The sequence below is a fragment of the Pseudomonas sp. PDM14 genome, assembly GCF_014851905.1.
In the GTDB taxonomy this organism is placed as follows: Bacteria; Pseudomonadota; Gammaproteobacteria; order Pseudomonadales; family Pseudomonadaceae; genus Aquipseudomonas.
Genome location: NZ_JACVAQ010000001.1, coordinates 199,008 through 216,354 on the forward strand (window position 1 = coordinate 199,008; position 17,347 = coordinate 216,354).

Annotated in this window: 18 protein-coding genes; 11 read left to right on the forward strand and 7 right to left on the reverse strand. The window is 66.6% G+C overall.

Going from position 1 to position 17,347, the window contains the following annotated elements; translation table 11 throughout:
• Window positions 1-130: 130 nt before the first annotated feature.
• The 4 genes from IB229_RS00775 to pedF form a co-directional block, all read right to left on the reverse strand.
• Window positions 131-1,063: a quinoprotein relay system zinc metallohydrolase 1 gene (locus IB229_RS00775; RefSeq protein WP_192323959.1), complete on the reverse strand. Its 933-nt coding sequence runs from the start codon at window positions 1,061-1,063 to the stop codon at window positions 131-133.
• 22 nt (window positions 1,064-1,085) lie between these two features.
• Complete coding sequence (locus tag IB229_RS00780) at window positions 1,086-1,403, reverse strand: EthD family reductase (protein ID WP_192323961.1); 318 nt, start codon at window positions 1,401-1,403, stop codon at window positions 1,086-1,088.
• Between the two features lie 37 nt (window positions 1,404-1,440).
• A complete protein-coding gene (locus IB229_RS00785; protein WP_192323963.1) occupies window positions 1,441-2,187 on the reverse strand; it encodes a quinoprotein dehydrogenase-associated SoxYZ-like carrier in 747 nt (248 codons plus the stop codon).
• Between the two features lie 76 nt (window positions 2,188-2,263).
• The gene (pedF, locus tag IB229_RS00790; RefSeq protein ID WP_192323965.1) at window positions 2,264-2,680 is read right to left on the reverse strand and encodes a cytochrome c-550 PedF; all 417 of its coding nucleotides are present in this window, start codon (window positions 2,678-2,680) and stop codon (window positions 2,264-2,266) included.
• 299 nt (window positions 2,681-2,979) lie between these two features.
• Between pedF and exaA the strand changes: the two genes are divergently transcribed.
• The 4 genes from exaA to IB229_RS00810 all read left to right on the forward strand — a co-directional run bounded on the left by exaA (window position 2,980) and on the right by IB229_RS00810 (window position 7,243).
• Window positions 2,980-4,851 carry a quinoprotein ethanol dehydrogenase gene (gene exaA, locus IB229_RS00795; RefSeq protein WP_192323967.1) on the forward strand — a complete coding sequence of 624 codons (1,872 nt, stop codon included), beginning with the start codon at window positions 2,980-2,982 and terminating at the stop codon, window positions 4,849-4,851.
• A gap of 281 nt (window positions 4,852-5,132) precedes the next feature.
• Window positions 5,133-5,789: a pentapeptide repeat-containing protein gene (locus tag IB229_RS00800; protein ID WP_192323969.1), complete on the forward strand. Its 657-nt coding sequence runs from the start codon at window positions 5,133-5,135 to the stop codon at window positions 5,787-5,789.
• A gap of 114 nt (window positions 5,790-5,903) precedes the next feature.
• Window positions 5,904-6,389, forward strand: a complete 486-nt coding sequence (locus IB229_RS00805; protein ID WP_192323971.1) for a hypothetical protein — start codon at window positions 5,904-5,906, stop codon at window positions 6,387-6,389.
• Window positions 6,390-6,550: 161 nt separating this feature from the next.
• Window positions 6,551-7,243: a polysaccharide lyase family 7 protein gene (locus IB229_RS00810; protein WP_192323973.1), complete on the forward strand. Its 693-nt coding sequence runs from the start codon at window positions 6,551-6,553 to the stop codon at window positions 7,241-7,243.
• Between the two features lie 84 nt (window positions 7,244-7,327).
• Here IB229_RS00810 and IB229_RS00815 read toward each other — a convergent pair whose 3' ends face one another.
• The gene (locus IB229_RS00815) at window positions 7,328-7,684 is read right to left on the reverse strand and encodes a DUF3509 domain-containing protein (RefSeq protein WP_192323976.1); all 357 of its coding nucleotides are present in this window, start codon (window positions 7,682-7,684) and stop codon (window positions 7,328-7,330) included.
• A gap of 338 nt (window positions 7,685-8,022) precedes the next feature.
• Here IB229_RS00815 and IB229_RS00820 point away from each other — a divergent pair, with 338 nt between their 5' ends.
• On the forward strand, window positions 8,023-8,274 hold the full coding sequence (locus IB229_RS00820; protein ID WP_192323978.1) for a hypothetical protein: 252 nt from the start codon (window positions 8,023-8,025) through the stop codon (window positions 8,272-8,274).
• Between the two features lie 76 nt (window positions 8,275-8,350).
• Here IB229_RS00820 and IB229_RS00825 read toward each other — a convergent pair whose 3' ends face one another.
• Window positions 8,351-9,028, reverse strand: a complete 678-nt coding sequence (locus IB229_RS00825; RefSeq protein ID WP_192323980.1) for a hypothetical protein — start codon at window positions 9,026-9,028, stop codon at window positions 8,351-8,353.
• Window positions 9,029-9,248: 220 nt separating this feature from the next.
• On the opposite strand from IB229_RS00825, the gene IB229_RS00830 reads away from it, so the two are divergent.
• From IB229_RS00830 to IB229_RS00855, 6 genes are all read left to right on the forward strand, one after another.
• Complete coding sequence (locus IB229_RS00830; protein ID WP_192323982.1) at window positions 9,249-10,235, forward strand: XdhC family protein; 987 nt, start codon at window positions 9,249-9,251, stop codon at window positions 10,233-10,235.
• A gap of 3 nt (window positions 10,236-10,238) precedes the next feature.
• Window positions 10,239-10,823, forward strand: coding sequence for a nucleotidyltransferase family protein (locus tag IB229_RS00835; RefSeq protein WP_192323984.1), 585 nt, complete (start codon window positions 10,239-10,241; stop codon window positions 10,821-10,823).
• 134 nt (window positions 10,824-10,957) lie between these two features.
• Complete coding sequence (locus IB229_RS00840; protein WP_192323986.1) at window positions 10,958-11,479, forward strand: (2Fe-2S)-binding protein; 522 nt, start codon at window positions 10,958-10,960, stop codon at window positions 11,477-11,479.
• A complete protein-coding gene (locus IB229_RS00845; protein ID WP_192323988.1) occupies window positions 11,476-12,471 on the forward strand; it encodes an FAD binding domain-containing protein in 996 nt (331 codons plus the stop codon). Before IB229_RS00840 ends, IB229_RS00845 begins: the two co-directional genes overlap by 4 nt.
• Window positions 12,468-14,672 carry a xanthine dehydrogenase family protein molybdopterin-binding subunit gene (locus tag IB229_RS00850; RefSeq protein ID WP_192323990.1) on the forward strand — a complete coding sequence of 735 codons (2,205 nt, stop codon included), beginning with the start codon at window positions 12,468-12,470 and terminating at the stop codon, window positions 14,670-14,672. Before IB229_RS00845 ends, IB229_RS00850 begins: the two co-directional genes overlap by 4 nt.
• A gap of 85 nt (window positions 14,673-14,757) precedes the next feature.
• Window positions 14,758-15,096 carry an FKBP-type peptidyl-prolyl cis-trans isomerase gene (locus IB229_RS00855; protein WP_192323992.1) on the forward strand — a complete coding sequence of 113 codons (339 nt, stop codon included), beginning with the start codon at window positions 14,758-14,760 and terminating at the stop codon, window positions 15,094-15,096.
• Between the two features lie 22 nt (window positions 15,097-15,118).
• On the opposite strand, the gene IB229_RS00860 is transcribed toward IB229_RS00855, so the two are convergent.
• Entirely contained in the window at window positions 15,119-17,230 is a 2,112-nt protein-coding gene (locus IB229_RS00860; protein WP_192323994.1) for a PAS domain-containing sensor histidine kinase, read from the reverse strand.
• Window positions 17,231-17,347 lie beyond the last annotated feature (117 nt).

Genomic DNA, 17,347 nt, shown 5'->3' on the forward strand with positions numbered 1-17,347 from the left:
TAACCAGCCCTCTCCCCACAAGGGAGGGGGTTTCCCACACCGCTTCCGAACCACCTCGCCACATTCATCAGCCTGCGATGCCGCAGGGTACGCCGTGCGCAGCGGATTGCCATGCGCTGCCGGTTGCACCCTAGGGGGATTGGTCGACCCGCTGCAGACCCTTCTGCTCGTAGCGCGGATAGAGGTGGGTGACGCTGCGGATCAGCTCGTAGCGCGACAGGCTGACGCCGGCAAAACGCGGCGGGATCGGCGTGCGGATCAGCTCGTTCATGTCCGCCCCGGCGGCGACACCTTCACGCATCAGCTGGTCGAGCCAACCGAGGTAGTCGCGCATCTGCCGGAACGGCTTGTCGTCGCTGGCCAGCGGCCCGTGTCCCGGCACCAGCAATTTCCACGGCAGTTTCTGCAGGGTGTCGATATCCGCCAGCCACACATCCAGGCCCGGACTGTTCGGCGTGGTCAGCGCTCGCTCGTAGAACACCAGGTCGCCGGCGAACAGCACGCCGCTGGTCTCGTCGAGAATCGCCAGGTCGGCGCCGGTGTGGCCGCTCAGGGCAAGCAGGCGCAGGCGGTGATCGCCAACCTGCAGAAGGCCCGGCTCCAGGGTCTGGGTCGGCAAGCGCACTTCGGTGCCGCGCATCCAGTCGCCAACCAGTCGGTACATGTTCTCCGCCATCGCATCGCCCTGCTCGGCCAGCAGCGCCGCGGTGCCGGCCAGCGCGGCGATCGGCACGTCGGCGAAGGCCTGGTTGCCGAGGACATGGTCGGGATGATGATGGGTCAGCAGGAGCAGCTTCACCGGCTTGTCGGTGACCGTGGCGATGGCCTGGCGCAGAGCCTCGCCATAGCGTTTCGACGGGCCGGAATCGATCACCACCACGCCATCGCTGGTTTCGATGAAGGCGATATTGACGATGTTGGCACCGTTGCTGGTGGCGAAGTTTTCCGTGCTGCCTTCGAGCAGCCAGGTGTGCGCGGCGATCTGCCGGGGTTGCAACTGGTAGTTCAGCTCGGCTGCCGCCTGACAGGACAGCAGAACCAGCAGCAGAGTCAGGTAGCGCATGCTCACCTCGCCGGCAGACGGTTCAGGGCGCCATGCGCACGGTGCTGATCTGCACCAGCGGCTGGGCATCGGTGAAGTTCGGCAGGTCGCCCATGATGCGCTCGGCATGCGGGCCGAAGTGGCGCTGGAAGTCTTCCAGGCTGTCGAAGAACAGGTGGCCGACCGCCACGTAGGGCGGCGGGCTGTCCGGCCCGCCACCAGCCAGGCCCTGGTCGACGGCGATGCCCTTGCAGGCTTCGCCCAGGCATTCGCGCACCAACACCATGTGCGGACCGCAGTAGTAGCCGATGTCGAAGCGCACACCGGGCGTGTTGGGGTACATCACGCTGACCTTGATCATGTTCCGTCCTGCATAAGTGGGTGATGGCAGGCCAGCCTCACAGCTCGGCCTGGAATTCGTTGCCGTTGTTGTCGTGCAGCCACAGCACACTGCGCGGGTGGCCGTGGACCTCCATGGTAAGGGTCGGGTTCTCGCTGACTGCGGGGTACAGGTCGAAGCGCGCCAGTACCTCGCCCGCGGGGCTGCGCAGCTCGGCGCGGTCGAGGTAGAACTCGGGGATGCCACCGACCAGGCCGTTGTCCATCGGGTGCGACACCTGTACGCGCAGGCGCTGGTTGTCGTCACGCGCGAAGCTGCCGCCGAGCACCTGGCCCAGGCGCTGCTCCCACCCCGGTTGCGCGCGCACCACACTGGGCGCCGTGCAGCCACCGCCGGCGGCATCGACCCAGGCCGAGCCGACACGCCACACGCCCTGCTCGTCCAGCAGCGCAGCGCGGATCGGCGTGGCCTGTTCGACACGGATGCGAATAGCCAGCAACGGCACGATGTCCGCGCTCGGGTAGAGCGTGAGGACGTGGGGAATGGGATTGAGCTCGGCCCAGAGGATCAGCCGCGTGAAGCGCCCGGGCAGCGCACGGGCGTCGACTTCCACCGGCACCTGGCGCGAGTCCTCGGCGAACGGCGGCACGTGCACCTGCACGCGCTCGTCAAAAACGAACGGCGCGCCGCCAAGCAGGCGCTGGTGATGGTAGTCCCACATCACCGAGGGCAACGGATCGCCCTCGACGGCGGCAGCCAGCAGCGGCATGCCGAGCAGGCCCAGGAGCATGGAGCGTCTGTGCATCATTTCTCCTCACTGCACCACGGCGGGCGGCGGTCCTTCGCGCGCCGGGTCATGTGCCGGCAAACCGGCACGGCTATCACTCCTCGACGTGCACGCTTTCCAGGTAGCTGCGGATCGCCCACAGGGCTTCCTGGCTGAGGAAGTCGGCCATCTTCGGCATGTACACGCGACCGTCGCGCACCGCGCCGTTGATCACCCGCTCCTTGAACCACTCGTCACCGCTGGCGCCGGTTTCCAGCAGGCGCAGGTCGGGGGCGATACCGCCGGACTTGGCTTCCAGGCCATGGCAGGCCGCGCAGTTCTGGTTGTAGCCGGAAGAGCCGATGGCGATGGCCTTTTCGTTGCCGCGGTAGGGGTTCTCTTCGCGCCATTCGGTGCCCAGCGGCTCGAGGCCGTTGGTGTCGACCGCCTGGGGCACCACATCACCGTGCGCCCAGACGTTGGCGGAAGCCGCCATCAGCAGCAGGGCGAAACCTATGTTCTTATTTTTCATTTCAGGACCTCATCAAATGCACGCAAGACGCCCACGTGGAGCTGGGTTGCGGCCATCTTAGGCAGGCCCCGGAAACCGCCGAATGCTGCTTTGGTGGCTCGCACCTAGTCCCTTGGTAGTAGGGCTTGCGGGGGTGAGTGAAGGTCCTTTTGCAGCAAGGCCAAGTCATGGGTCGTTTGGGAATTTTTCCCTGTATGGGCGGGAGTTTTTCCGTATCGGGCGAACGGTCGCGGTTCCACTATCGGCTCCGCCAGGTCGCTACTCGGCGACCTCTTCTCCACCAGAATGGGAAACCAACCATGACAACAAGATCGTTACCCAGCTCGCCACGCCCTGTGGCCGTCGCCTTGCAAAGCCTGCTGCTGGCCGGAGGCCTGGCATTTGCCGGCAGTGCACTGGCCAAACCCGTTACCTGGGACGACATCGCCAACGACCACCTGACCACCAACAACGTGCTGCAGTACGGCATGGGCACCAACGCCCAGCGCTGGAGCCCGCTGGCCCAGGTCAACGCGGACAACGTGTTCAAGCTGACCCCGGCCTGGTCGTTCTCCTTCGGTGACGAGAAGCAACGCGGCCAGGAATCCCAGGCCATCGTCAACGACGGCGTGATCTACGTCACCGGCTCCTACTCCCGCGTGTTCGCCCTCGATGCGAAAACCGGCAAACGCCTGTGGACCTACAACCATCGCCTGCCGGACAACATCCGTCCGTGCTGCGACGTGGTCAACCGTGGCGCCGCCATCTACGGCGACAAGATCTACTTCGGCACCCTCGACGCCCGCGTCGTCGCGCTGAACAAGGACACCGGCAAAGTGGTGTGGAACAAGAAGTTCGGTGACCACGCCACCGGCTACACCATGACCGGCGCGCCGACCCTGGTGAAAGACCAGAAGACCGGCAAGACCCTGCTGATCCACGGCAGCTCCGGCGACGAGTTCGGCGTGGTTGGCCGCCTGTTCGCCCGCGACCCGGACACCGGCGAAGAAGTCTGGATGCGTCCGTTCGTGGAAGGCCACATGGGCCGCCTGAACGGCAAGGACAGCACCCCGACCGGCGACGTGAAAGCACCGTCCTGGCCGGATGACAAGAACTCGCCGACCGGCAAGAAAGCCGCCTGGAGCCAGGGTGGCGGTGCGCCGTGGCAGAGCGCCAGCTTCGACGCGGAAACCAACACCATCATCATCGGCGCCGGCAACCCGGCTCCGTGGAACGGCTGGGCGCGCACCTCCGACGGTGGCAACCCGCACGACTACGACAGCCTGTACACCTCCGGCCAGGTCGGCGTCGACCCCACCACCGGTGAAGTGAAGTGGTTCTACCAGCACACCCCGAACGATGCCTGGGACTTCTCCGGCAACAACGAGCTGGTGCTGTTCGACTACAAGAACAAGGATGGCAAGACCGTCAAGGCTACCGCCCACGCCGACCGCAACGGTTTCTTCTACGTGGTCGACCGCAGCAACGGCAAACTGCAGAACGCCTTCCCCTTCGTCGACAAGATCACCTGGGCCAGCCACATCGATCTGAAGACCGGTCGCCCCGTGGAGAACCCGGGCCAGCGTCCGCCGAAGCCCGAGCCGGGTGAAGCGCGCGGCAAGGCCGTGGAAGTTTCGCCACCGTTCCTCGGCGGCAAGAACTGGAACCCGATGGCCTACAGCCAGGACACCGGCCTGTTCTACGTCCCGGCCAACCACTGGAAAGAGGACTACTGGGCCGAGGAGCCGCACTACAAGGCCGGTTCCGCCTACCTGGGCATGGGCTTCCGCATCAAGCGCCTGTATGACGACCACGTCGGCATCCTGCGTGCGATGAACCCGACTACCGGCAAGGTCGTCTGGGAACACAAGGAAAAACTACCGCTGTGGGCTGGCGTGCTGGCAACCAAGGGCAACCTGGTGTTCACCGGCACCGGCGACGGCTACTTCAAGGCCTTCGACGCGAAAACCGGCAAGGAGCTGTGGAAGTTCCAGACCGGCACCGGCGTGATCTCCCCGCCCATCACCTGGGACCAGGACGGCGAGCAGTACATCGGTGTGACCACCGGTTACGGCGGCGCGGTACCGCTGTGGGGTGGCGACATGGCCGAGCTGACCAAGCCGGTCGCTCAGGGCGGTTCGTTCTGGGTGTTCAAGCTGCCGAGCTGGGATAACAAGTCCGCCAGCCGGTAAACCGTAACGACTGCCCCGCGCCGTTCGCGACGCGGGGCAGTTCGGCCGCCTAGGCCATGCGCACCCTTCACCGGTGCGCATGGCCTAGACGACCCGCGCAAGATTTGAAGAACACACCCTACGCCAGCCGAGCTGGATGGCTGCTTGATCGTTCCCACGCTCCGCGTGGGAACGCCTCCACAGGATCGGGTTTCCACGCAGGAGCGTGGGAATCATCGGACGTCACGCAACGAACACCGCCTTCCAAAAGGCTCACCGTAACTCGACACAGGAACGCCACCATGAAGTACCTGCCCCTTCTCCTGCCGCTGGCCCTGCTGATCGCTGGCAGTCACGCTCTCGCCGACGAGGCGGACGGCGTGCTGGTCGTCAACGGTTGCCGTATCGAACAGGGCAGCCAGTGCCCAGGCGCCGACCTGAGCAAGGCCGACCTGAGCAACCAGGACCTGCGCAAGATGAACCTTGCCGGCGCCAACCTCGACGGCGCCAACCTGCGCCACGCGCGCCTCGACCTGGCCAACCTGGAAAAAGCCAGGATGCGCAACGCCAACCTGACCCGCGCCACCCTGCAACAGACCAACCTGCGCCTGGCCGACCTCAGCGGCAGCAAGCTGGTGGCCATCAACGGCTGGGCGCTGTTTGGCCAGGCCGCCACGCTCAACGGCGTCGACCTCAGCGCCGCCAACCTGGAATTCGCCCGCCTCTCCGGCGCCAAGCTGCAGGGTGCCAACCTGCGCGCCAGCAACCTGGAAATGACCTGGCTGAGCAAGGCCGACCTCAAGGGCGCCGACCTCACCGACGCCAACTTGCAAGAGGTGAAACTCAGCGACGCCAACCTGGAAAACGCCACGCTCAGCGGCACCCGCAAGCACTACGCGACGTTCCAGGACACCAACATGGACGGCTGCACCGACTGCCCGAGCGACTGGCAGAACTGAACCGCGTCCCACTCTGGTGGCGGGCACATGGACAGGCCCGCAACCGCTGACGTAATGTCCCGCCCGGCTCGCGTCGTCACTCGAACGACCGCCATTCGCCGGGAACTTCGCGCCATGACCACCCCTGCCGCCGACACCGTCACCCTCGCCGCGCAACCCCGCAAGGTGCTGCTGCTCCTGTTGCCGTGGCTGCTGGTCATCCTGCCACTGCTGGGCCTGGTGATCCTGCTCAAGCTGGCTCCCGACAACGCCTGCGCCCAGCTGTTCGGCCTGCCCAATGCCTACTGGGCGCTGCTGATCGCCACCCGCGGCTTGCCGTTGCTGTTGCTCGCCGGCTCGCTGGTCCTGGTGCCCGGCGCGCTCAAGACCATCCGCAGCGGTTACTACCCTGCCCTGGATTCGATTCGCCTGCGCCCCACCGTCGCCCGTCACGGCCGGCTGTCGGTGCTGCGTGGCTATGGCCTGCTGCTGATGCCCGTGCTGGCAATCGGCATACTGCTGGTGGGTGATCGGGCCTACAGCGACGTAATGAACGGCCGCAGCGTGGCCGACGTGACACAGGCCATCGCCGCCGGATGCTCCGCACCCGCAGACCGGTAAACATGCGGGGGGCACACGCCGCTGCCGACAGAGGCCTGATGGCGCCTGGCCAAGGTCTGGCCCGGCGCCAGTACCCATTCATCGCGAACCCATCGCCACGCTGAACTTGCCGGGCCAGAGCGGTCGGAACCCCATCCGACCACCCGCGCAAGAAGGCCCCGATGCTCGATCTCACCACCTGGAACCTCACCGTCCCCGCTACCAGCTCCGCCACGCTGATCAGCACTGAACGCCTCAATCACGGCTACAGCAGCCAGTTCTTCCGCCCCGCCGGCAAACGCAGCGTCAGCTTCTGGGTCCCGGTATCCGGCTCACGCACCGCCAGCGCCCGCTACCCACGCAGCGAACTGCGTGAGACCTGGCGCAACGGCGAGCTACGCAACTGGTACTACGGCGAGGCGGACAACACCCTCAGCGCCGTGCTCTCGGTGCAGCAGGTGCCGAGCAAGAACAAGATCGTCATCGGCCAGATCCACAGCAAGGATGAACCGGGCAGCAGCAACGACCCGCTGCTCAAGCTGCAGTATCACTACCACAATGGCAGCGGCCGCATCGAAGCCCTGCTGCGCAAGCACCCGGGGGACAAGAACGTGCAGAACATCGCCCTGGTCAACGACGTGACCCTGGACGAGCGCTTCAGCTATTCCCTGCGCATCACCGCCAGCGGCCGCCTGGGCATCACCGTGCTCAGCGGTGAAGACGACGGTTCCTACTACCGCCAGCTGAGCAGCGCCTGGGGTCGTCAACAGCTGTACTTCAAGGCCGGTGCCTATGTGCAGGACAACTACGGCGGCGCCAGCGAAGGCGGCCGCGTGACCTTCTACCACCTCAACAGCGTGCACGCGGTGAAGTGATCCCCCAGCCGGCAGCGCGTTGCCGGATCAATCGACGGGCAGAAAAAAGCCCCGGCGTGCGGGGCTTTCTTTCGCGCATCAGCGTCAGGCGCCGGCAGCCTGCGCAGCCTGGGCGTCGAGACGGCGACGGGCCACCAGGGTTTTCGAGGCGGTCTGCTGGATCGGGCCACCGGTGAAGGTCGGCAGCTCGCTCGCCCAACGACCATCCTGGGCACACAGGGCTTCACCCTTGGCCAATTTCTGCTCGCGCACCACCTCATGGATCAGGTGGCGCACGCGCTGTTCACAGAACACCACGTCACGCTCGATTACCTTGCAACTGGTCATTTTCTGGCTGCCGCCATCGCGCAACGTGAGCACCAGCTTGCCGTCCGGGCGCGGTTTGATCGAGATGTCGTAGCCGGGGAAGGCGTCGAAGAATTCTTTCATGGCGATTTGCATGGGCGGACTCTCTAGTTATGAAGGCGTTAGTGCGACGAACTGGAGAGTGCACAGGCGATGCCAACCTTTTGCAGGGGCAGGAACCACGGTTTTGCTGGGCTGCAGCGCCCTGACCTGCAACGTGCTGCGTGCAAAATGCACGATAGGCATTGATCGAGCCTTGCAAACTGCATGGGAAAAACGCCAAACGGTCTGAACCATTCGGCCGATCCGCGCTCCTCCCGGCTGTCGGAATCGACTACATGACCGCTCGGCACCTGGCTCGAATGCCGCAGTCTCGCCCTCGCTCCAATGTCCAGTGGCCAGCCTTTCCCGTTCCTGGCCGTTGCGAGGTGCCCATGTCCATCGACCCGAACAACCCCAGCCAAGATCAGAACCCTCATTCGCCGCTCCCCGGCCAGCCCGACCCGCTCAGCCCTGGGCAGATCGACTTTAGCGCCCCGCGCGAGCCCGGGGTCGAACAATTGCCGGATAGCGAAGACGAGCACCCGCTCAAGCATGACCGCAGCGACGGCGGCCTCGATCCTGAGCCTGGCGAAGACCTCGACGACCCGGAAAAGCCCGACCCGTTGAACGCACGCGCGCATTAGATCATCGGCACGGTTTACCCGTCGCCGATCTCACCCGCTGCCCGCAGCGTACGCCATGCGTTCGATTGCCCAGTTCTCAGCGCACCGTGCACGGGCCTTCGTATTCGACTTCCAGCAGGCGCTCGGTGTAGCGGGTTTCGCCAGTGAACTCGGCGAACGGCTTGCTGGACGCCGGGCGACGCGGTTCGAGGAACTTCACGGAGACCAGGTAGCGGTACACCTGATAGGCCTTGCGCAGGCGCTGCTCACCCGGGCAATCGGCGAAGTGCCCGGCCTCGGTGCGTACGCGCTCCTCGCACGCCGAGTCATCGTAATGATCGGCATAACCGTTGCTGCCCTCGCGATAGGCCTTGCGCCCCGGGCAGACCAGCCGTGACACCTCGCGGGTGCAGTAGCCGCTCGTGACGCAACCCTGGTACTCGTCGCGGGAAACCCGTTCGCCACGGTTCTCCTGCCAGCTGGCATGGATGTCGTAGGGCAGACCGCTGGCGCTGCTGCGCACCTGGAAGGAGTTGCCGAAGTAATCCTGCGCCTCGACCCGGGTGTGAAACCCCGTGGCGCCCCGGATGATGCTCAGCTCGCTGGAAAACACCGGCTTGAGGCCAAACTCGACCGTGGCGTGGCCCTGGGTCAGCACCACCGGCTCCTCGCCGTTGCTCAGCTGCAACGGCGCGCCATCCTTGACGAACAGGTAGCCACTGGCCTCTTGCCTGGAGGCGCAGCCACCCAGGCCGAGCAGGCCGATAGCGAGCAACGCGAGGCAGGCAGCCCCACGGCAAGCGGGCGTGAGAAAGCGAAGAAAAATGATGATGGCGCTCCTTGCGGGCGAACCGTCGAGCGGCGGCCAGCGCAGTTTGCGCGGGCGCCCTGCACCCGTCCACTGCCGCCCCTCGCGCATTCAGAGCGAACCAGTTGCCCACCTCGCCAGTCCTGATTAGGAACGGCGCGCATGCGCAGCGAACGAGGAAAGGCGGATGGATGCGGTGGATCTGGCAGTGTTGCGGCGCGCCCGTGACTGGCTCGGCGAAGGCCATACGGTGACGCTGTACACCGTGGTGCAGACCTGGGGCAGCGCGCCGCGCCAGGTCGGCTCACTGCTGGCGTTGCGCGGCGATGGTCGAGTCGAGGGCTCGGTGTCCGGCGGCTGCGTCGAGGATGACCTGCTTGCCCGTCTACCGGTTATCCCCAACGCCGGCATGGCCTGCGAACTGATCACCTATGGCGTCAGCCGTGAGGAGTCGGCGCGTTTCGGCCTGCCCTGCGGCGGCACCCTGCGCCTGGTCCAGGAACCGCTGCATGATGCCAGCTGGATCGACCCATTGCTGGCCCGCTGCAGCGCCCATCAACGGGTGGCACGACAGCTCGACCTGGCCAGCGGCGCCGTCAGCCTGCATGCGGTGAGCCGCGAGCAGCCGCTGCAATTCGACGGCAAACACCTCATCGCCCCCTTCGGCCCGGCCTGGCGCCTGTTGCTGATCGGCGCCGGGCAGTTGTCGCGCTATGTCGCCGACCTGGCCCACGGCCTCGGCTTCGAAGTGCTGATCTGCGACCCCCGCGAAGGCTACCAGCACGACTGGCCCACCGAGCGCGTGCGCTTCGTGCCGGGCATGCCCGACGACGCGGTGCTGGCCGTGGAGCCCGACCCGCACACGGTAATCGTCGCCCTCACCCACGACCCGCGCTGGGACGACATGGCCCTGCTCACGGCCCTGCAATCGCCAGCCTGCTATGTCGGCGCACTCGGCTCGCGGGTCAACAGCGAGAAGCGCAAGCAGCGCCTGCTCGCCCTCGGCCTGCAACCCGCCGCCGTCGCACGCCTGCGTGGGCCCATCGGCCTACCCATCGGCAGCCGCACGCCGGCGGAAATCGCCCTGTCGTTGATGGCCGAGATCGTCGCTCTGAAGAACGGCGTCCTGGCGGCGCCACATGCGCTGGCGAGCGCTACGGCACAGTGTGCCTGAGCCGTGCAATCCAACACGGTGTGCGCCATCGTTCTCGCCGCCGGCCTCGGCACGCGTTACCGCGCAGCCGGCGGCGCGGACAAGCTGCTCGCCGCCAGCCGTCGCCAGCAGACGGACTCGCTACCGGTGCTGCTGGCCACACTGCAGGCGCTGGGCGACTTCGCCGACGCGTGCGTGATCGTCGTGCGCGAGGAGCATCAGGCGCTGATCGACTGCTTGCACGCCGCAGGCCATACCCCGCTGCGGGTGCGCAGCAATGGCCTGGGCCACAGCCTGGCCCAGGCCGTGGCCCGGCAACGCCACCACCGGGGTTGGCTGGTGGTGCTCGGCGACATGCCCTACGTGCGGCCGGACACCTACCGTGCGGTAGCAGCCGCCACTCACCCCGAGAGCCTGGTCGTACCCACCTGCAACGGCCGCCGCGGCCACCCGCGCGGCATCGGTGCGAGCTTCGCCGAGCAGTTGCTGACGCTGGCTGACGAGCACGGCGCCCAGGCGCTGTTCGGCAGTGCTGCCGTGCGCGAACTGGCGGTCGACGACCCCGGCATCCTGCGCGACATCGACCGCCCGGACGATCACCTGAACTAACGAGGCCAGCCGCATGCCGCCGGCCGATCAGCCTGAACATTTTGCCGACGTCCTCAGTCACAACCCCAGGCGCAGCTGAAACAGACGCGGAATACCGCGCAGCGCCACCTGATGATCCAACCGTGAGGCTACCCATGAGCGCGACACCCGAACGTGGCGGCGACACCGGCTTTGCCACTCACTCCATCGCCCTGCTGCTCAACGGCCATCCGCGCCAGCTGCAGGTGCTGCCCTGGACCACTGCGCTGGACCTGTTGCGCGAGCAGCTCGACCTCACCGGCACCAAGAAAGGCTGTGACCACGGCCAGTGCGGCGCCTGTACGGTGCTGGTCGACGGCAGGCGCGTGAACGCCTGCCTGACCCTGGCGGTGATGCTCGACGGCAAGGAGCTGACGACCATCGAGGGCCTGGCCGACGGCGACGAGCTGCACCCGATGCAAGCCGCCTTCATCAAGCACGACGCCTTCCAGTGCGGCTATTGCACGCCGGGGCAGATCTGCTCCGCGGTCGGCCTGGCCAAGGAAGGCCGCGCCACCGACAGCGCTGAAATCCGCGAGTTGATGAGCGGCAACCTGTGTCGCTGCGGCGCCTACGGCAACATCCTCGACGCCATCGAGGAAGCCCTGCCGGCCTGTCACAAGGCGGGCCACCCATGACTCCCTTCGCCTACAGCAAACCCACGCAGCTCGATGAGGCCATTCGCCTGGCCGGGCCGCACACGCGCTTCATCGCCGGCGGTACCAACCTGCTCGACCTGATGAAGGAAAACCTCACCCGCCCGCAGCGCCTGATCGACATCACCGGCCTGCCCCTGCACGGTGTCGAGCCCACCGCCGACGGCGGCCTGCGCATCGGTGCGCTGGTGAGCAACGCCGACCTGGCCTGGCACCCGCGCATCGAGCGCGACTACCCGCTGTTGTCCCAGGCGCTGCTGGCCGGTGCCTCACCGCAGCTGCGCAACATGGCCAGCACCGGTGGCAACCTGCTGCAGCGCACCCGCTGCTACTACTTCTACGATGCCGGCACGCCGTGCAACAAACGAGAGCCCGGCAGCGGCTGCCCGGCGCGCGACGGCCTCAACCGCATACACGCCATCCTCGGCGCCAGCGCGGCCTGCGTCGCCGTGCACCCGTCGGACATGTGCGTGGCCCTGGCCGCGCTGGAAGCCGTGGTGATCGTGGTCGGCAGCGATGGCGAACGGCGCATCGATTTCGCCGATTTCCACCGCCTGCCCGGCGACACGCCCGAGCGTGACAACGTGCTGGCCGATGATGACCTGGTGGTGGCCATCGAACTGCCCGCCGCCAGGTTCGCCGCGCACAGCAGGTACCTGAAGATTCGGGATCGCGCGTCCTACGCCTTTGCCCTGGTGTCGGTGGCGGCGGCGCTGGAAATCAGCGTCGACGGCACCATCGCCCAGGCGCGCATTGCCCTCGGCGGCGTGGCGCACAAGCCCTGGCGCCAGCCGAAGGCCGAAGCGGCGCTCGTCGGCCTGGCACCGGATGCCGGCAACTTCGCACGCGCCGCCGATGCGCTGTTGCAAGGCGCGCAGCCCCTAGCGCATAACGCCTTCAAGATCGAACTGGCCCGCCGCGCCATCGTCCGCGCCCTCAGCGACGCCGCTGTCGGCACAGGAGTCCGCCCATGAACGCGCCATTCTCATCGCCCATGGGCCGCCCGCTCGACCGGGTCGACGGCCCGCTAAAAGTCACCGGCCAGGCACGCTACGCCGGCGAATACCCACAGACCGACCTGCTGCACGGCAGCGTGGTGTCCAGCACCATCGCCCGCGGGCGCATCCTCGCCATCGACGCTTCAGCCGCCCTGGCCCTGCCCGGCGTGGAACTGGTGCTGAGTCACGAGAACCGGCCGCCGGTGGCGGCCGACGATGACAGCTACGAAGACGAAGACTCGGCCGACGGCTCGGCCTTCCGCCCGCTGTTCAACGAGCGCATTCTCTACAGCGGCCAGCCGGTGGCGCTGGTGGTGGCCGATAACCTGGAACTGGCACGCCACGCCGCATCGCTGGTGCGCGTGGACTACCAGAGCGAGCCGCACTGCACCGACCTGCACGCGCAGCTCGACACCGGCCATCCGGCCCCGGCCGAACTGCCCAAGCCACGCGGCGATGCAGTCGCGGCGATTGCCGGCGCCGCCGTGCAGATCGAGGCGCAGTACGAGACCCCGGCCGAGCACCACAACCCGATGGAGCCGCACGCCTCCACGGTGTTCTACCAGGATGGCGACCGCCTGATCATCCATGACAAGACTCAGGGCCCGCAGAACAGCCAGCAGTACGTACAGCACGTGTTCAAACTGCAGGCAGAACAGGTGCGCATCCTCGCCTCCTTCGTCGGTGGCGCCTTCGGTTCCGGTCTGCGCCCGCAGTACCAGTTGCCGCTGGCGGTGATGGCCGCACTGAAGCTCAAGCGCTCGGTGCGCGTAACCCTGACGCGCCAGCAGATGTTCACCTTTGGCTACCGCCCACGCATGGTCCAGCGCCTGCGCCTGGGCGCCTCGACGGACGGCCGTCTCGCCGGCATCAGCCATGAGGTAATCGGCCAGACCTCGCGCTTCGAAGACTTCACCGAACACGTCGCCGAGTGGTCCGGCATGCTCTACCACTGCGACAACGTCAGCATGGGCTACAAGATGGTGCCGCTGGACGTCTATACGCCGCTGGACATGCGCGCGCCCGGCGCCGCCGAAGGGGTATTCGCCCTCGAGTGCGCAATGGACGAACTGGCCGCCGCGGCCGATATCGATCCCGTGCAGCTGCGCCTGAACAACTACAGCGAGCGCAACCAGAACGAAGACAAGCCCTACTCCAGCAAGGAGCTGCGCGCCTGCTACGGGCAAGGCGCCGACGCCTTCGGCTGGAGCCAGCGTTCGTCCGCCCCGCGCAGCATGCGCGACGGTCGCCAGTTGATCGGCTGGGGCATGGCCGGCGGCGTCTGGGAAGCCATGCAGATGCCGGCCAGCGCCAAAGCCAGTTACGGCGCCGACGGTCGCCTGGTGGTCAGCAGCGCCACCTGCGACATCGGCACCGGCACCTACACGGCGATGACCCAGATCGCCGCCGATGCCTTCGGCATCGATGCGCAGCTGGTCGAGTTCAAGCTTGGCGACTCCAGCCTGCCCAAGGCGCCGCTGCAGGGTGGCTCGTTCACCGTGTCGTCGGTGGGCACCGCGGTGCAGCAGGCCTGCGCCGCGTTGAAGGGCAAATTTCTGGAACTGGCGCGGCAGCTGCCGACCTCACCCTTCGCCAATGCCAAGCTGGAAGACGTGCACATCGCCGACGGCCAGCTGCATTGCAGTAGCGGCAGCCTGGCGCTGGCCGATATCGTCGCCGTGCATGGGCCGCTGGAAGTACAGGTCGATGCCGAACCGGACAAGCAGCGCGAGCAATACGCCACCGCCACCCACTCGGCGGTGTTCGTCGAGGTGCAGGTCGACGAGGCACTCGGCAGCATCCGCGTCACCCGCGTGGTCAGCGCCATCGCCGCCGGCCGCGTGGTCAACCCGAAGACCGCCCGCAGCCAGATCCTTGGCGGCGTGGTCTGGGGCATCAGCATGGCGCTGCACGAGGAAAGCCTGATCGACAATCATCTGGGCCGCTACATGAATCACAACCTCGGCGAATACCACATCGCGGTGAATGCCGACATTCCGGACATCGAGGTGATCTTCGTCGAGGAGCACGATGAGGTGGTCAACGCCCTCGGCTCCAAGGGCGTCGGCGAGATCGGCATCGTCGGCGTTGCCGCGGCGGTAGCCAATGCGATCTACCACGCCACCGGCAAGCGCGTGCGAGACCTGCCCATTACCCTCGACAAGCTGCTGCAGTGAGCGGAGACCTGGTTGCCAGACGCCGCGCATAAGGGAAAAATGCCGGCCCGAGCAATGACCGGGCAACCGGCAACGAGAGTGAGCGATGAGCGAAGAACTGCACGTGGAAGACCTGCACCTGGGCGATGGCAAGGCAGTGGTCAAGGGCGCCCTGATCACCACCCAGTACCGCGGCACTCTCGAGGACGGCACGGAGTTCGACTCGTCTTACTCGCGCGGCAAACCCTTCCAGTGCGTGATCGGCAGCGGCCGCGTGATCAAGGGTTGGGACCAGGGCCTGATGGGCATGCGCGTCGGCGGCACACGCAAGCTGTTCGTGCCGGCGCACCTGGGCTACGGCGAGCGCAGCATGGCGGCCATCCCGCCCAATTCCAACCTGCTGTTCGAGATCGAGCTGCTGGAAGTGCTGACCCGCGACGACTGAGCCGTCAGCCCACGCGCGCGCCCTAGCCGTTGAGCACCATGCGCACCATAGCGGTCAGCGCATCGGGGCTATAGGGCTTGCTCAGGAGGTGGGTGTCGGCGTCCAGCTCGTTGTCCCGCGAGATGATGTCGCGGGTGTGCCCAGAGGTGAACAGCACCGGAATCGGCGGCTTCTGCTGCCGCGCCCAGATGGCCAGGTCGATGCTCTTCACCTGGCCCGGCATGACCACGTCGGTGAACACCAGATCGACCTGCGCCCCGCTCTGCAAAATCTCCAGCGCCGCATCACCGTTGCCGGCCACCAGCACCGCGTAGCCCAGCTGCTGCAGCAACTCGACCGTGGTGCTGCGCACCGCCTCGTCATCCTCTACCACCAGAATGCTTTCGCGGCCGCCCACCTGCAGGTCGACGCTCTCGCCCTCTTCGTCCTGGGCCAGCTCCTGGCTGCGCGGGAAGTACATCAGCACCGTGGTGCCGCGGCCTTCCTCGCTGCTCATCTCGATATGCCCGCCACTCTGCTTGACGAAGCCGAACACCATGCTCAGGCCCAACCCGGTGCCCTGGCCATTCGGCTTGGTGGTGAAGAAGGGCTCGAAGGCGCGCTGCAGGATTTCTGTCGACATGCCCGCGCCGCTGTCTGAGACACCCAGGCGCACGTAATCGCCGGGGGCGATGTCCTTGCCCACGCACTGCGGCGCGTTGAGGATCACATTCTCGCCGTTGAAGACGATGGTGCCCTCGCCCTGCATGGCGTCGCGGGCGTTGATCGCCAGGTTGAGCAAGGCGTTTTCCAACTGGTTGCGGTCGACGTGGATGCACCACGGCGCGCTCGGCAACTGCACTTCCATCTGGATGGTTTCACCGAGGGCGCGCTGCAGCAGCTCGCCCAACCCTTCGTAGATGCGCCGCGGGTTGTACGCTGCCGGTGACAGCGGCTGGCGGCGGGCGAAGGCCAGCAACTGCGCGGACAGCTTGGCACCACGTTCCACCGCGCCTAGCGCTGCGTTCACATGGCGCTGCACGTTGGGGTTGTCGCGCTCCTTGCGCGCCAGCAACTGCAGGTTGCCGGAAATCACCTGCAGCACGTTGTTGAAGTCGTGGGCGACGCCACCGGTGAGCCCGCCGATGGCTTCGAGCTTCTGCGACTGGCGCAGGCGCTCCTCGGTCGCCGAGCGTGCCTGCACTTCCTCGCTGACCCGCTGTTCGAGGTTGCGGGTCAGCTGCAGCAGCGCCTCTTCGGCGATCTTGCGTTCGTGGATGTCGATCAGCACCCCGGGAAAGCGCAGCGCCCGGCCCTGCTCGTCCAGCTCGCAGCGGCCGCTGGCGAGAATCCACAGGTAGCTGCCATCGGGGCGGCGAATGCGGTACTCGGCGTTGTACGGGCCGCCGTTTTCCACGGTGTACTGGATCGCCGCGGTGACGCGCTCGACGTCGTCGGGGTGGATGATTACTGTGGCCGCCTCGATCGGCAGGCCTTGCTGGCAACGCTCGACCGGCAGCGAGAAGGTGCGGGCGAAACGCTCGTCACCCGTGACCTCGTTGGCGCCGACATCCCAGACATAGCAGCCGAGCAGCGCGCCGGTGTTCAGGGCCAGTTGCAAACGCTCGTTGGTGCCGCGGTAGGCATCCTCCGCATCGTGACGCAGGCGCTCGGCGTTGATCCGGTCGGTGATTTCCACCACCACCGCCATCACCCCGGCCGGCTCGCCATCGTCGCCGGGGACCGGGCTGTAGTAGAGGTCCAGCCAGACTTCCTCGGGCACGCCGTGGCGCAGCAGTTCGAGGGATTTGTCGCGGTAGGTCAGCGTGCCACCCGCCAGGCAGGTGTCGACGATGTTGCGGTTGAAATCGGCGACCTCCGGCCAGCCCAGTTCCACCTGCGTGCCGAGCAGATAGGGGTGGCGGCCGCCGGCGAAGACCGAGTAGGCGTCGTTGTAGATCATGTAGCCAGCGCGGCCCCAGAGCATCACCAGCGGCACCGGTGAGGCCAGCAGAAACTGCACCGCCGAACGCAGGCTCGGCGTCCACTCCGCGATCGGGCCCAGGTCGGTCTTCGACCAGTCGAACGCCAGAATGCGCGCGGCCATTTCGCCGCTCCAGCCTTGGCAGCCGTGGCTGTCAGATAGAAATTGCATCGACGTCCTCAGTAGGAATTGCACCGGCAGCCGCGTGCCCAACCGGCAGCGCATGCTGCCCATGGCGCGGGGCCTGGCGACCTTCCAATCGTATAGCGCATCGGACGGATCGCTGGC

What these genes read in the sequence shown, in the direction of transcription:
- pedF (WP_192323965.1), bottom strand. Translation starts at nt 2,680, where the DNA reads ATGAAAAATAAGAACATAGGTTTCGCCCTGCTGCTGATGGCGGCTTCC.
- IB229_RS00850 (WP_192323990.1), top strand. Translation starts at nt 12,468, where the DNA reads ATGAACGCGCCATTCTCATCGCCCATGGGCCGCCCGCTCGACCGGGTC.
- IB229_RS00855 (WP_192323992.1), top strand. Translation starts at nt 14,758, where the DNA reads ATGAGCGAAGAACTGCACGTGGAAGACCTGCACCTGGGCGATGGCAAG.
- IB229_RS00800 (WP_192323969.1), top strand. Translation starts at nt 5,133, where the DNA reads ATGAAGTACCTGCCCCTTCTCCTGCCGCTGGCCCTGCTGATCGCTGGC.
- IB229_RS00830 (WP_192323982.1), top strand. Translation starts at nt 9,249, where the DNA reads ATGGATGCGGTGGATCTGGCAGTGTTGCGGCGCGCCCGTGACTGGCTC.
- IB229_RS00810 (WP_192323973.1), top strand. Translation starts at nt 6,551, where the DNA reads ATGCTCGATCTCACCACCTGGAACCTCACCGTCCCCGCTACCAGCTCC.
- IB229_RS00785 (WP_192323963.1), bottom strand. Translation starts at nt 2,187, where the DNA reads ATGCACAGACGCTCCATGCTCCTGGGCCTGCTCGGCATGCCGCTGCTG.
- IB229_RS00860 (WP_192323994.1), bottom strand. Translation starts at nt 17,230, where the DNA reads ATGCAATTTCTATCTGACAGCCACGGCTGCCAAGGCTGGAGCGGCGAA.
- IB229_RS00805 (WP_192323971.1), top strand. Translation starts at nt 5,904, where the DNA reads ATGACCACCCCTGCCGCCGACACCGTCACCCTCGCCGCGCAACCCCGC.
- IB229_RS00840 (WP_192323986.1), top strand. Translation starts at nt 10,958, where the DNA reads ATGAGCGCGACACCCGAACGTGGCGGCGACACCGGCTTTGCCACTCAC.
- IB229_RS00775 (WP_192323959.1), bottom strand. Translation starts at nt 1,063, where the DNA reads ATGCGCTACCTGACTCTGCTGCTGGTTCTGCTGTCCTGTCAGGCGGCA.
- IB229_RS00815 (WP_192323976.1), bottom strand. Translation starts at nt 7,684, where the DNA reads ATGCAAATCGCCATGAAAGAATTCTTCGACGCCTTCCCCGGCTACGAC.
- IB229_RS00780 (WP_192323961.1), bottom strand. Translation starts at nt 1,403, where the DNA reads ATGATCAAGGTCAGCGTGATGTACCCCAACACGCCCGGTGTGCGCTTC.
- IB229_RS00820 (WP_192323978.1), top strand. Translation starts at nt 8,023, where the DNA reads ATGTCCATCGACCCGAACAACCCCAGCCAAGATCAGAACCCTCATTCG.
- IB229_RS00845 (WP_192323988.1), top strand. Translation starts at nt 11,476, where the DNA reads ATGACTCCCTTCGCCTACAGCAAACCCACGCAGCTCGATGAGGCCATT.
- exaA (WP_192323967.1), top strand. Translation starts at nt 2,980, where the DNA reads ATGACAACAAGATCGTTACCCAGCTCGCCACGCCCTGTGGCCGTCGCC.